This window comes from Stenotrophomonas sp. GbtcB23 (assembly GCF_019091045.1).
In the GTDB taxonomy this organism is placed as follows: domain Bacteria; phylum Pseudomonadota; class Gammaproteobacteria; order Xanthomonadales; family Xanthomonadaceae; genus Stenotrophomonas; species Stenotrophomonas rhizophila_A.
The window spans coordinates 1-13,805 of record NZ_JAGXKC010000043.1; the positions used below are offsets into that span (position 1 = coordinate 1).

Annotated in this window: 8 protein-coding genes and 1 pseudogene; 2 read left to right on the forward strand and 7 right to left on the reverse strand. The window is 67.1% G+C overall.

The annotated features are described in order from the left end of the window. Positions 1-199 precede the first annotated feature (199 nt). The gene (locus tag KVS69_RS15200; RefSeq protein WP_217538781.1) at positions 200-727 is read left to right on the forward strand and encodes a DUF6622 family protein; all 528 of its coding nucleotides are present in this window, start codon (positions 200-202) and stop codon (positions 725-727) included. A gap of 179 nt (positions 728-906) precedes the next feature. On the opposite strand, the gene KVS69_RS15205 is transcribed toward KVS69_RS15200, so the two are convergent. From KVS69_RS15205 to KVS69_RS15230, 7 genes and pseudogenes are all read right to left on the reverse strand, one after another. Then, positions 907-1,719 (reverse strand): aldose epimerase, encoded by an 813-nt coding sequence (locus KVS69_RS15205; protein WP_345776814.1) that lies wholly within the window; start codon positions 1,717-1,719, stop codon positions 907-909. 7 nt (positions 1,720-1,726) lie between these two features. Continuing rightward, on the reverse strand, positions 1,727-2,713 hold the full coding sequence (locus tag KVS69_RS21110; RefSeq protein WP_345776816.1) for a glycoside hydrolase family 43 protein: 987 nt from the start codon (positions 2,711-2,713) through the stop codon (positions 1,727-1,729). Between the two features lie 15 nt (positions 2,714-2,728). Continuing rightward, positions 2,729-4,189: pseudogene (locus tag KVS69_RS21115) on the reverse strand (MFS transporter); the annotation flags it as partial. Continuing rightward, complete coding sequence (locus tag KVS69_RS15215) at positions 4,176-6,845, reverse strand: glycoside hydrolase family 3 C-terminal domain-containing protein (protein ID WP_345776815.1); 2,670 nt, start codon at positions 6,843-6,845, stop codon at positions 4,176-4,178. The gene KVS69_RS15215 and the pseudogene KVS69_RS21115, both read right to left, overlap by 14 nt. Continuing rightward, positions 6,845-8,536 carry a glycoside hydrolase family 43 protein gene (locus KVS69_RS15220; RefSeq protein WP_217538785.1) on the reverse strand — a complete coding sequence of 564 codons (1,692 nt, stop codon included), beginning with the start codon at positions 8,534-8,536 and terminating at the stop codon, positions 6,845-6,847. Before KVS69_RS15220 ends, KVS69_RS15215 begins: the two co-directional genes overlap by 1 nt. Beyond that, complete coding sequence (locus tag KVS69_RS15225) at positions 8,533-10,488, reverse strand: sialate O-acetylesterase (protein WP_217538786.1); 1,956 nt, start codon at positions 10,486-10,488, stop codon at positions 8,533-8,535. The genes KVS69_RS15220 and KVS69_RS15225 overlap by 4 nt, the downstream gene beginning before the upstream one ends. A gap of 23 nt (positions 10,489-10,511) precedes the next feature. After that, complete coding sequence (locus KVS69_RS15230; RefSeq protein ID WP_217538788.1) at positions 10,512-12,626, reverse strand: alpha-glucuronidase family glycosyl hydrolase; 2,115 nt, start codon at positions 12,624-12,626, stop codon at positions 10,512-10,514. A 111-nt stretch (positions 12,627-12,737) separates the two neighbouring features. Here KVS69_RS15230 and KVS69_RS15235 point away from each other — a divergent pair, with 111 nt between their 5' ends. After that, complete coding sequence (locus KVS69_RS15235; protein ID WP_217538789.1) at positions 12,738-13,793, forward strand: LacI family DNA-binding transcriptional regulator; 1,056 nt, start codon at positions 12,738-12,740, stop codon at positions 13,791-13,793. Positions 13,794-13,805 lie beyond the last annotated feature (12 nt).

Below are 13,805 nucleotides of genomic sequence, written 5' to 3' on the forward strand. Positions count from 1 at the left end.
CGAATGGTTCCGCGGCGTCCGTGTCGTGCTTTGTCATCCGTCCATCTTGAGCGTACTGGTAGGCGCCTATGGTAGCCGCCAACCTGTACTCCCCGATGGCTGACAGCTGTCACTTGTACCGTTTCGGGCCAAAGCGAGAATTACCCCATTCCCGCACGGCGCTGCACGGCCGGCACCCACCTCAAGCCAAGGACCCTCCATGAACATGCTGCAGCAATTCGCTTCGCACACTCCGCTCTGGGTTTGGGCGCTTCTGATCTTCCTGATCACGCGCGGCGTCGCCGCGATGAAGCCGGGCGAGGTCACGCTGGGGAGGCTGGCGGTGGTGCCTGCCCTTTTCACCGCTTGGGGCCTGTGGTCGATTAGTGCGCGTTATGGCACGTCCTGGCAGGCGTGGGCGCTGTGGCTGGTCGGCATCGGCGCGGGGATGGGTATCGGCTGGATGATGCTTCGCCGTGCAGTGCTGACCGCGAACCGGGCAACCGGGAAGCTGTGGCGCAGCGCGGATTACAGCCTGCTGCCGCTGCTGCTGGTGACATTCGCGGTGAAGTACGGGTTTGAATCCGCGCTGGCGATGTCGCCGACGCTTGCGGGGGATGTTGGTTTCCGGGCGTCTTATCTGCTGCTGTCGGGCGGTTTCACTGGCATCTTCGTCGGCAAGTATCTCCGTTACCTGGGTGCATGGCGTCGTGCTACGCCGGGCGATGATCTGCAGGTAACTGGCTGAGGTACTTGCCCGCCGGGGATCCTGGATGCCGGCTGCCGGTAGGGTTGCATCCCAATCAACCGCCGGGGTGGTGAGTGATTCTTTGGGGCATGACCTCGAACGGGGGAGGCGTTTTTTCGATTTGAGGTCATGCGTTGCCGTGCCGATCACTGTTATCGGCGGTCGTTTGGGAAGCGACCCTACCAGCTCAGCTCAAAGCGTAGCTCGAGTTGCTGGCCTGGCTCCAGTGTCTTGGGTACGAGGGTGAATGCGTCTGGTGGGCCGGTTTGGGGTTCTACGCAGGTGGCGTGCGGCGCGGCGTCGTAGACCACCCAGTGTTCGGTGTTGGCACGCAGCGTCAGGCGCTGGCCGCTGTACACCAGTGTTGTGTCCTTCTGGTTGATGAAGCAGTCGTCCCATGGGCCGGGGGATGCGCTTGCCAGTGGCAACCTGGCGATGCCCTCCTCGTCACGTGGGTACATGGCGTCGGGCGCGAACAGCAACGCATCCGGCTTGCGGAACCACGGGTGCCAGCCGATTACGGCGGGCATCGGTTGGGTGCCTGCCTGCACTGCCAGGCGTAGTTCCAAGCTGTTTGGCGTTAGTTGAATGATCTGCGTTGCTGTGCCGCCGAAGGGCCAGTAGTCGTCCTCCGGAAGCTCCAGCGACAGCGTGGCGCTGTCCTCCGCGATACTGTCGATCCGCCAAGGCAGTGCGAACCCTACCCCGTGGATGGCGTGTTCGCCGAAGTTCGTTGGCAATGCATACGCCCTCCCATCGAAGTTGAAGCGCCCGCGCCGGATTCGGCCGGCCCACGGCACCATCGGGTAGCAGCCCCAGGCGATGGTGGCGGCCCCACTCTCCCGTTCGTCCACCAGCCACTCCACGCCTTCATGGCGGATGCGGGCGATGCGTCCGCCGGCCTCAGGGGCAAGTGCCACCTCCAGCTCACCCGCCCGCAACCAGTGCAGGTGGCCAGCAGGCAGTGGCGCCTGCGCGTCGGCGATGGGCAACGGGCTTTCAGTTGCCATAGGGATCAATGGTCCGGATGCTGCCGTCCGCTTCCATGTGCAGCGGGGTGCACTTCACCGAACGCAGGTGGGTGACCCCGCCCGACAACAGGGAGTCGTGATAGAACAGGTACCACTGGCCGTCGACCTCGCAGATGGAGTGATGCGTGGTCCAGCCCACTACAGGCTTGAGGATCACGCCGCCATAGGTGAACGGGCCGTACGGACTGTCGCCGATGGCGTAGCAGAGTAGATGGGTGTTGCCGGTTGAGTACGACAGGTAATACCTGCCCTGGTACTTGTGCAGCCACGGACCCTCGAAGAACCGCCGCTCGTGGTCGTCGGCGCGCAGTGGCTGGCCGTGCTCATCCAGGATGATGACTTCCCGCGTGGGCTCGGCCAGCTGGGTCATGCCTGCGTCCAGTCGGCCGACGCGCGGGCCCAGTGCCGGCGCATCGCCGGTGGGCTCTTCGTGCGTGGCGTCGTAGCGGTTGTCGCGGTACGTCTGCAGCTGGCCGCCCCAGATGCCGCCGAAGTAGAGGTAGTGCGCGCCGTCGTCGTCCTCGTATACGGCCGGGTCGATCGAGTACGTGCCGGCCATCGGCTCCGGTTCGGCGGTGAACGGACCCTCCGGGCGATCGGCCACGGCGACGCCGATGCGGAACCGCCCCTCCCCGTCCTTGGCCGGGAAGTACAGGTAGTAGCGGCCGTCACGGTGGGCCGCGTCTGGAGCCCACATCTGCTTTGCGGCCCAGGGCACGTCACGCACATGCAGGGCCATGCCGCAGTCGGTGGCCTCGCCGGTGGGGCTGTCCATCCGCAGCACGTGGTAGTCCTCCATGCCGAAGTGCCCGCCGTCATCGTCGAATGGTGCGCCGGCGTCGATGTCGTGCGAGGGGTAGATGTACAGCCGTCCCTCGAACACATGGGCCGACGGATCGGCCGTGTAGATGTGGGTCACCAGCGGCTGGGAGATGGCATGTGCCGCCAGGTGCACAAGGTTGTTGCCTTCGCGGCGCTGCTGCAGGTCCTGCTCGATGCGGGTTTCCATGCGCTTGTCGATCTTGTAGAGGAACAGCATCGCCACGGCGATCAGGAACGGGAGGGAGCAGTACACGCTCACCGTCAGGCGGATGCCGTTGACCACGCCCTCCGGCTGCTGGTCTGCGCCGGCCTGGTAGCCGTAGTACGCCAGGATGCCCGCGACCAGCGCGCCACCGATACTGAGGCCGATCTTCAGGCCGCACAGCATCGCCGAGAAGATGATCGCGGTGGCGCGGCGGTTGTTCTTCCATTCGGAGTAGTCGGCGACGTCGGCGATCATCGCCCACAGCAATGGAATGGTGATGCCGTAGAAGAAGCCGTGCAGCATAAAGGAGACGAACGCCACGGCCACGGCGGTGGGCGGGAAGAAGTAGAACACCAGCAGGAACACAGTGGAGACCAGCAAAGCGCCGCCGAATACATCGCGCTTGCCGAAACGGTCGGCCAGCCGGCGCGAGACCCCGATGCCCAGGATCATGCAGCTGATGCCGCAGGCGTTGAACAGGCTGAACGCCGAGGTTGCCGGATCCTCCGGCCAGGCGAAGCCGGACAGCCCCATGCCATTGAGCGTGGCGTTCAATCCGCCGATGAAGCGGTTGAAGCCGGTGTTGTCGAGAAAGCCTGCGAGAGCGGGCTCGCTCATGTAGTACTGGAAGTAGTAGATGTAGGTGCCGCCCTTCAACGCGAGGTTGATGAAGACCAGGATCGTCAGGGCCAGCATCACCTGCCACGGGCGGTTGCGCAGCAGGTCGGCCAGGTCCTGCAGCACGCCGCCGGTCTGCTCCTTGGCCGGCACGATGCGCTCGCGGGTGGTGGCGAAGGTGATCAGGAAGAACACGGTGCCTACCACCGCGAACACGGTCATGACCCGCTCGAAGCCCAGCACGCGGTCACCGTCACCGAGGATCAGCACCAGCGGCAGCAGCAGCACCTGGATGATGAACTGCGCGATCATCACCGCCACGAAGCGGTAGGCCGAGAGGCTGTTGCGCTGGGCCATGCTGCCGGTGAGCACACCACTGAGCGCGGAGTACGGCAGGTTGTTGGCTGCGTAGACCAGCATCAGCAGGCCGTAGGTGCCCAAGGCGTAGATGATCTTGCCCTGCGCCCCCAGCTGCGGGGTGCTGAAGGCCAGCAGCGAGAGCACGCCGAAAGGCACCGCCGTCCACAGGATCCACGGCCGGAACTTGCCCCAGCGTGTTGCGGTGCGGTCGGCGGCGATGCCGATCAGCGGGGTGAACACGAAGGCGCCCAGCAGGCCGATCACGAAGATGATCGTCGCCGCCGTGGCAGGTGGCAGCCGGTACACATCGGTATAGAAGAACGCGAGGTAGGTGATCAGCGTCTGGAAGATCAGGTTCGCCGCGAGGTCGCCCAGGCTGTAGCCCAGCTTTTCCCGTACCGACAGGACGTGCTCAGTCACGGGCAGCCTCCACGGTGAAGCGGGCCTGCACGCGGGCGTCGGCGCTGGAGCTGCCTACCCTGACCTCGTACGCGCCCGGCGGGACGACATAGGCCGCCCGCGCTTCGTCGTACTGGCGCAGGGCCTGCGTTGCATCCAGATCGAACGCAATAGTGCGCCGCTCGCCCGGGGCCAGCTGCACGCGCTGGAAGCCGCGCAGCGCCTGCTGTGCATCACCCGGCGCCGCATCGACCCGCCGCATGTACAGCTGCACCACTTCATCGCCTGCGCGCTTGCCGGTATTGGCCACGTCCACCTGCACCTTGAGTTTCCCGTCTGCGGGAATGCGGGGCGCATCCAGGCGCAGTTTGCCGTAGTCGAAGGTTGTGTAAGACAGGCCGTGCCCGAACGGGTACAGCGGCGTGCCCCGGAAGTAGCGGTAGGTTCGGCCTTCCATCGTGTAGTCGTCAAAGGCCGGCATTGCCTGGTCTGCCTTGTAGAACGTTACCGGCAGCCGCCCGCCGGGGTTGGTATCGCCAAACAGCGCCTGGCCCACGGCGGTACCGCCGCGTTGCCCGGGGTACCAGCTCATCAGGATCGCCGGCAGGTTCGCCTGCGCCCATTCCACCGCCATGGCCGAGCCGCCGGTGAGCACCATCACCACCGGCTTGCCCGTGGCGTGCAAGGCTTCCAGCAGCGCACGCTGCGGCGCGGGCAGGCGCAGGTCGGTGCGGTCACCACCGGCGAAGCCCGGGTAGTTGACCTTCATTTCCTCGCCTTCGACGTCGCCGGTCAAGCCGCCGACGAACACCACCACATCGGCATTGCGCGCGGCATCCAGAGCCTCCTCGAACGGCGGCTTGGCACCAGGCATGCGCCAGCCCAGCCGCACGCCGGCGTCGCGCTCGGCATCGAAGTATTCCAGCTTCACTTCGTACGCGCGCCCGGCCTCCAGGTCCAGGTCCACGCCATCGCCATGCAGGCGGTCGCTGCTGGTCCAATGGTCCAGGACGCGCTTGCCGTCCACGTACAGGCGATAGCCGTCGTCGGCGGCGGCCTCGATGCGGTAGCGACCCGACACCGGCGGGAGCAGCTGCCCGCTCCAGCGGATGCTGAAGCCGTCGTTGGGGACGCCCTGCCCCGGTGCGGCTTCGCCGCGGGCCAGCAGGTTGTCGGTTGGCGAGCCGCGGTCCCAGCGGAAGCCGATCTGGGCATCGGTGCGCACCAGTGCCGGCGTGCCGGAAAAATCGGCAGTGCGGAAGTACTCACCACGCAGGCCGCGCTCGGGGGAATCCACGGAAGGGCGCAGGTAGGTCGCTTCGATCAGGGGCGTGGCGCTGGGGTCGTCACGCCCTTCCACCAGGTCGACGCCGCGCGCGTAGCGCACCTCGACCCCCTTCGCGGCATCGCGGATGCCCTGCAGGATCGTTACCGGTGCGGCCGGGGTACCGAAGTAGTTGCCCAGCAGCGCCATGGTGTCATCGGCGGTGGGGCCCACCACGGCGATACGCTTGAGATTGCGTGACAGCGGCAGCAGGCCATCGTTCTTCAACAGCACCAGCGATTCCTGCGCCGCTTTGAGGGCCAGCGCGTCGTGTGCAGGGGCTTGGTTCACCGATGCCGGGATCTGTGCCCACTTCACTCGTTCCGGTGGATCGAACATGCCCAGCCGCATCCGCGCGGTGAACAGCTGGGTGACTGCGTCGTCGATCTCGGCTTCGCTGATCAGGCCCTGCTTCACTGCTGCGGGCAGCGTAGCGTATTCCTGGCCGCACTCCAGCTCCGTGCCGTTCTTCACCGCCAGCGCGGCGGCGGCTTCGCGGGTGGGGACGATTTTGTGATGCTTCCAGATATCGACGATGGCCCAGCAGTCCGAGACCACATAGCCCTTGAAGCCCCAGTCGCGCCGCAGCACGTCGCGCAGCAGGAAGTGGCTGGCGCTCGCGGATTCGCCGTAGACCCGGTTGTAGGCGCCCATCACGGCATCCACCTGACCTTCCTTCACCAGCGCCTCGAATGCTGGCAGGTAGGTGTCGTACAGGTCGCGCTTGCTGGGCCGGGCGTCGAAGTGGTGGCGGTCGGCCTCGGGGCCGCTGTGCACGGCCAGGTGCTTGGCGGTGGCGTCCAGCTTGCGGTACACCGGGTCATCGCCCTGCAGGCCGTGCACGAAGGCCACGCCCATGCGCGCGGTGAGGTACGGGTCTTCGCCGTAGGTTTCCTGGCCCCGGCCCCAGCGCGGGTCGCGGAAGATGTTGATGTTGGGCGACCAGAAGGTCAGCCCCTGGTAGCGGCCATGCGAGCCCTCGCGGATGAACTGGTGGTGCTTGGCGCGCGCTTCATCGCTGATGGTGGTGGCCACCTGCCCCATCAGCGGTACGTCGAACGTGGCGGCCAGGCCGATGGCCTGGGGGAACACGGTGGCCTGCCCTGCCCGGGCCACGCCGTGCAGGCCTTCGTTCCACCAGTCGTACGCCGGTACACCCAACCGCTCGATGGCGGGCGCGGCGTTCTGCATCTGGGCAGCCTTTTCCTCCAGGGTCATCTGCGCGACCAGCGCGGCGGCGCGGCTCTCGAAGCTGGCCGAGGTATCGAGCCACGGCTGCGGCACGGCGGCGTGGCCGGCGGTAGCCAGGCTGATGGCGGCGCAGAGCGCCAGCGTGCGGAACAGGGGCCTGCGCGTCATCATTTGCTCCTCAGGGCGCGCTCGTCGCGCGCGAATGGTCCCAGCAGGGCGCCGACGAAGCCGCCTGCACGATCCGTACTCAATACCGTTCCGTCCACGTCTTCGGCGAGGGTCTGCCAGCCTTGCCCATCGCGTGTGTCGAAGGCGAAGGCATAACGTCCTCCGTCCCCTTTTATCTGCAGGCCCAGCGGGGCTGCCGCTGCGACCTCGCGCGATGCGAGTGTTTTTGTTGCGCCGCCGCCGTCACGCGCTTCGAGGAAGATCACCACGCGATCTTCGCCAACGCTGCGGACGCCGAGGAAGTACCAGTAGGCTTCGCTCTGGAAGGCGGCCAATCCAGCGGCCACGCCTGCAGCGGGTCGCGTCATTTCGGTGCTGGCCTCGAAGCGCAGGTGCTGCTGGCGGCGGCCCAGGAACGCGGGGTTGCGCAGCGTGTCGAGGTCTTCCGGCAGCGGGTGCAACGCGAGAGAACCGGGGCGCTCGCGCAGGTTCGCCCAGGCTTGTTTGGGTACCCGCACGCGCAGCCAATCGTTGCCGAGCGTGGGGGTGTCGAACTCGTTGCGCTCCATGAAATTGCCGGTCGAAGGGGCCTGCTTCGCTGCGCCCTGCATCCACGATGGCGCTTTGACGATGTACGGAATGGTCTGGCCCGCCGGCAGGATCACCGGCCACCCGTCACGCCAATCCACCGGTAGCAGGTAGGTTTCGCGCCCGGTGTTGTAGTGGCGTGTGTCGTAGTTGCGGCTGGCCAGGAATACCGCCCACCAGGACCCGTCCGGGCCTTCCACGAGGTCGGCGTGGCCGGCGTTGGTGATCGGCAGTGGCCGGTCCTGCGGCAGGTCGCGCTGGGTGAGGATCGGGTTGCCTGCGTACGGCACGTACGGCCCCCACACCTTGCGGCTGCGCAGGACCACCTGCGAGTGCTGCGGGCCGGTGCCGCCTTCGGCGTCGGAGAGGTAGTACCAGCCATCGCGCTTGTAGATATGCGGCCCCTCGATCCAGATCGGGTTTTTGGCCGGTTCCACGCCGCCGTCGATGAGCACTTTGCGTGGGCCTACCGGGTTGAACGACGCCAGGTCGAGCTGCTGCATCCAGATGGCGCGGTGGCCTTCGTAGCGCGCCGGGCCGGGCGGCACATCGTTGTTGAGCAGGTAGACCTTGCCGTCGTCGTCGAAGAACAGCGATGGGTCGATGCCCTCGATGCCCGGCAGCCAGTGCGGGTCGGACCAGGGGCCGGCCGGATCGCGGGCGGTGGCGATGAAATTGCCGCCGCTGTCCACCGCCGTGGTGACCACGTAGAACACGCCGTCGTGGAACGAGATGGCTGGCGCGAAGATGCCGCGTGACACGCTGAGGCCATCGAAGTCCAGCTGCGTTGGGCGGTCGATCACGTTGCCGATCTGCTTCCAGTGCACCAGGTCCACGCTCTCGAATACCGGGATGCCCGGGAAGTAGGTGAAGCTGGAATTGACCAGGTAGAACTTCCCGTTGGCGCGGGTGATGCTCGGGTCCGCGTGGAAACCGGCCAGGATCGGGTTGCGGTAATGCCCCGCAGGTAGCGGCGGTTCAAACGCGGCGTCATTGCCGGCGTATTCGAACCAGTCGAAGTAGACCGTGCCGCCGGGGGTGGCCGCCTGCACCCGAAGTGCGGCGGACAGCAGCAGTACCGTGGCAAGCAGCAGGCGCATCATGGCGTCTCTGAAGGGGTGAGGGAGAGCTCGAACGGACCGGCGGGCGCACCGCTGCCGTCGCGCAGCGTGCAGATCGGGCCGTCTGCCCAGCAGTAGCGGACGCTGGCGGCGGATGCTGCCTGCAGGCTGTTCAGCACTACCGCGTTGCCATCCAGCGTGGCGTCGGCGTAGGTGCAGTGCTTGGCCTCGGCATCGCACAGTTCGAAGCCGATGGGGCCGTTCGCACCGGTTGCGACCAGCGTTCCAGTGACATCGTTGAAACTGATGCGCACCTCAACCCTCGTGCGGGAAACCCTGCTTGCCGTCGGGCCGGAGGCTGCCAGCGCCTGTTCGCCATAGACCACATGGCGCGCCACGCGGGCCAGACGCCGGCCCAGTTCCTGTTTGTTCGGCGGATGGATGTCGTAGGCATCGCCGATGTCGATGGCGAGTGCCAGCCCGGAATGCGGGTCCTCTGCGGTAATGCGCCGCTGCGCTTCGCGCACCTGCGCCCAGCCGCTTTCCACCGGGGCCACGGGCGGCTGCCCGTAGCCGGCCAGCTGCACCACCAGCAGCGGCATTTCCGCGCCGAACTGCCGGCGCCAGTCATCGCGCAACACGCGCAGCCTGTCCGCGTAGCCAGCGCCATCGCCGGTGTTGGATTCGCCCTGGTACCAGAGCATGCCGCGCAGGCCATAGCTGCCCAGCGGCGCGATCATGCCGTTGTACAGCGTCGAAAGGCCGCTGGCGGCATGCCAGGGGGCCAGTGGCGGTGTCGGGTCACCGGGCGCTGCGCGGTACCACCAGGGAGCATCCAGAACGATCCGGGTGCCATCGTCCAGCTGCAGGGCGTGGGCGTCTGCGGGGCCCGCCAGCCCGCCGTCGCCCCAGGTGTCCAGCACGTTGACGACCACGCTGTTGGTTCCGGCTTTCAGCAGGCCGGGCGGCAGCGGATAGGATCGCGGATCGCCCGGAGCGTTCTGGCTGCCCACCGCCACGCCATTGACCCAGGTCACGTCGGTTTCGTCGGCAGGCGCCAGCTCAAGGCGTGCGCCCCGCCCCGCCTGTGCGGCGCTCAGCTTCACCTGAGTGCGGTACCAGACCATGCCGTTGTACGCGGACAGCGCCGGGATGCCCCAGCGCTCCCATGCGCCGAGCTGGGCCGGGGCTTGGCGCCATCCGGTGCGGTCGGCGTCGGGCTGCCAGGGGGCATCGCCGGGTGTGGCGCCCTCGCGCTGCTCCCACCACTGCTGCCAGTGCTTGCCCCAGGCTGCGTTTGCCGCCACGGGGTCGCTGGCATACAGCGCGAACACCTCCAGGGCTTCCTCCATACCACCCTGCGCGCGCAGCGCATCGGCGCTGGTCCAGGCTTCTATCCGCGAACCGCCCCACGCCGACTGGATCAGTCCCATCGGCACGTTGACGGTCTTCCGCAGTTCACGCGCGAAGAAGTAGCAGGCGGCGGAAAAGTCGCGCACGCTTTCCGGTGATGCGGGTTGCCATGACACGGGGCCGGAGAAGCCCTCCCGAGGCGTCACGGCCGGGGCCTTGGGCACGGTGAACAGGCGGATATCCGGCTGCGCCGCCGAGGCGATTTCACTGTCGGCGTTGAGTGCGCGCCGCACCGGTAGCTCCATGTTCGATTGGCCGGAGCACAGCCAGACGTCGCCCATCTGCACGTCGCTCACGGTCTGGACCTCCTGCCCTGCCCGTACGCGCATTTCGTAGGGGCCGCCGGCGGCAAGGGGCTTGAATGTGACGCGCCAGCGCCCCTCTGCATCCGCCTGTGCCGTGGCGGTCTGGCGTGCGAACGTCACCGATACGGTGGTGTCCGGCGCGGCATGGCCCCACACGGTAATCGGCTGGTCGCGCTGCAGGACGGCATGGTCCTGGAAGAGCGGGTGCAACAGTGGCGTCACGGATTCCTGCGCCATGGCCGGTGCGGCGAAGCACGCCAGAAGGCTGCCCAACATCCATCCCATCCTCGGTTTAGCGCTCATCGCCCATCTCCCGGTGCCGAAGGAAACTGCAGCGCTTCGTAGTACGCCAGCGGGTGCGGTGGTGGCGCTTCACCCGGTGGCAATGGCCTGCCGCTGATCGATTGGAAGTAGGCAACGCTGGCATCGCGCCACCATTGCGCTTCGCGCCGCTGGATCTGGAGGTAGGCGGCGACCTGTTCGTGCCGGTGTGCATCCACCCTTCCCCGCAGGCTCGCCCAGGTGCCCTGCATGGCCTGGACTTGGCGTACGCCCAACGAATAGCGACCCACCAGCTCGTCCCACAGCGGCCGCCCGGAGGCCATGCGGTGATCCCATGGCACATGGTGGAACCACAACAGCAGCGCCTCTGGAACCTGGCTCAGGTCCGCATAGGTTGCGGCCACTTCCGCGGCGTACTGGGCCACGGCGTTGCTGCCCGTCGCGGTGCGGTCGAAGCCGATGCCGTTGCGGTCGGCACGGTGGTAATAGACCGAGGTCCAGTCAGCACGCGGGCCGCCGTCCACCCAGGGTCCGGGGCCGTAATGGTGCCCGCGCGCCATCAGGTGGTGCAGGCCCAGCGGGGTCATGTAGTTCACTGCGGCCTCGCGCGAGCCCATCATCATGCCGACGATCGGCTGCACCACTGCCGGCTCTGGCGAGAAGGTCATCGCCGCCCAGTCCGCGGCGATGTCACGGGAGGACTGATCAGGATTCCAGGCAAGGCGACCGAACGCATACCAGTTGGCCTGATCGAAATGCGAGCCACTCCAAGTGCGATCGGTACCGATGTTGGCAACGCCGGCGATGCCGCTCAGTGACTGCGCCACGGTGAAGCGCTTGCCGCCTGCGCGGGTGTCGGCCTGCAGCACTTCTTCGAACAACGGCCCCAGGTACACCAGGTGCGTGGCGAAGCCCAGGTACTCCTTGGTGATCTGGAACTCCATCATCAGCGGCGTGCGCGGCATGGCGCCGAACAGTGGATGGAAGGCTTCGCGCGGTTGGAAGTCGATGGGGCCGTTCTTCACCTGCAGCACCACGTTCGGGAGGAACGCACCGTCCAGCCCCGCGAACTCGGTGTAGGCCTGGGTGGCCCGGTCGGCGGGTACGTCGTGTGCATAGACGAAGGCACGCCACATCACCACGCCGCCGTGCGGTGCCAATGCATCGGCGAGCAGGTTGGCGCCGTCGGCATGGCTTCGGCCGTAGTCCTGTGGGCCGGGCTGTCCTTCGGAGTTGGCCTTGACCAGGAAACCGCCGAAATCGGGAATGCGCTGGTAGATTTCGTCGGCCTTGTCGCGCCACCACCGCTGCACCGCAGGGTCGAGCGGATCGGCGGTCTTGAGCCCGCCCAGCTCGATGGGGGCGCTGAAGCGCGCGCTCAGGTATACGCGGATGCCATAGGGCCGGAACACGTCCGCCAGCGCGGCCGCCTTGTCCAGGTACTGCGGCGCGAGGCTCTGTGCGTTGGCGTTGACGTTGTTCAGCACCGTGCCGTTGATGCCCAGCGAGGCATTGGCCCGTGCGTAATCGGTGTAGCGCGGGTCGCGCCATTCCGGCAGCGTCTGCCACTCCCACAGCGAGCGGCCGGCGTAGCCGCGTTCGACATACCCGTCGAGGTTGTCCCAGTGGTCAAGCACCCGCAGCCGCACCCTGGGCGACTCGCGCAGCTCAAGGTGGTCCAGTGAAGCACCGGTCTGCAGCAACCTGAGCAGATGGAACGTGCCGTACAGCACGCCGATATCACTGCGCGATGCCACCAGCAGCACGTCGCGCCCATCTCGCCGCGTGCGCTTCAGCAGGTAGCCCTCTTCCCCCAGCGACTCGACCTCTTCGCGGAACGGCGCGATCAACGCCGACGACTGGGGCGTACCAAGCGCAAGTACGTGACCGGCGGAACTTTCGTTTTGGATCCTGGGTGCGGTGCCCAACAGACCGGTGAGACCGCGGACCAGCTCATCGCGCGCGGCACGCAGGGTGGGTGTCTGATCGGGGGCGACAACCTCGCCCAGCTGTGTGGCGTAGTCTGCAGCAAGCACAGGTTCCAGCGGGGCGTAGCGCAACCAGAGGTTGTAGCCATCCTCCGCGCGCGCGCCCGCGCTGCAGGCCATCAATGCCACCGCAGCAAGCAGCATCCGATGACACCGCTCGACACGCGTGCGGTGTGCCAGTGCGGCCGGCAAACCTTGTAAGCTCAGCCGGTGCTTTGTACGCCACAGCGTCACAAAGAAGAACGGGAGTGCGCATTGGACAAACCGAAGAAATCGGTCCGCCGCAAAACCAGTGGCGTGACGATCGACGAGGTGGCGGCGCTGGCCGGGGTGTCGCCGATGACGGTGTCGCGGGCGATCAACCAGGGCAAGGTGCGCGATGACACCCGCGAGCGCGTGATGCGCGCGGTGCAGGCCCTGGGCTACACGCCCAACCTGGCCGCCAGTACGCTGGCTGCGGCCCAGCACACGCGCATTGCGCTGATCTACACCAACCCCAGCGGCGCCTACCTGCGTGAACTGCTGGTGGGCCTGCTGCGGGGCGCGTCCAACGCCGCCATCCAGCTGGTCATCCACTACTGGGACAACCTGGACCCCGTGGCCGAGCGCAGAGCCGCGCGCGCCCTGGCCGGCCGCGTGGACGGCGTGATCCTGCCGCCCCCGCTGTGCGAATCGCCGGTGGCCGTGACCGAGCTGGTCCAGGCGGGCATTCCGGTGGTTGCGATTGCGTCGGGGCACCTGCGTGACGATGTTTCCTGCGTGCGCATCGATGACTTCCACGCCGGCAAGGAAATGGCCGAACACCTGATCCAGCACGGCCACACCCGCATCGGCTTCATCCGCGGCCGCAACGACCTGAGCGCGAGCGCGCGGCGCTACGACGGCTTCGCCACCGCCCTGCACGAGGCCGGGCTGGAGGTCGAGCCCCGCCTGGTCCAAGAGGGCGACTACACCTACCGCTCGGGGCTGGATGCCGCCGAAAAGCTGTTGTCCCAGCCGCAGCCGCCCACCGCGATCTTCGCCAGCAACGACGACATGGCGGCTGCCGCCATTTCCGTGGCGCACCGGCAGGGGCTCGAGGTTCCGCGTGACCTGTCGGTGGTGGGTTTCGATGACACCTCCGCCGCCACCACGGTGTGGCCCGAACTCACCACGCTGCACCAACCCATCGCCGCGATGGCCGACGCGGCCATCGACATCCTGCTGCGCACCATCCGCCAGCGCACCGACGACAGCCGCGTGCTGACCGACCACGTGCTGCCGCACCGCCTGGTGATGCGCGATTCGGTCGCGCACCCGCCCAAGCGGTGATGGCACGGGGCG

Coding starts and splice junctions, on each gene's coding strand:
- KVS69_RS15200 (WP_217538781.1), top strand. CDS start 200: ATGAACATGCTGCAGCAATTCGCTTCGCACACTCCGCTCTGGGTTTGG.
- KVS69_RS15215 (WP_345776815.1), bottom strand. CDS start 6,845: ATGACGCGCAGGCCCCTGTTCCGCACGCTGGCGCTCTGCGCCGCCATC.
- KVS69_RS15220 (WP_217538785.1), bottom strand. CDS start 8,536: ATGATGCGCCTGCTGCTTGCCACGGTACTGCTGCTGTCCGCCGCACTT.
- KVS69_RS15225 (WP_217538786.1), bottom strand. CDS start 10,488: ATGTTGGGCAGCCTTCTGGCGTGCTTCGCCGCACCGGCCATGGCGCAG.
- KVS69_RS15230 (WP_217538788.1), bottom strand. CDS start 12,626: ATGCTGCTTGCTGCGGTGGCATTGATGGCCTGCAGCGCGGGCGCGCGC.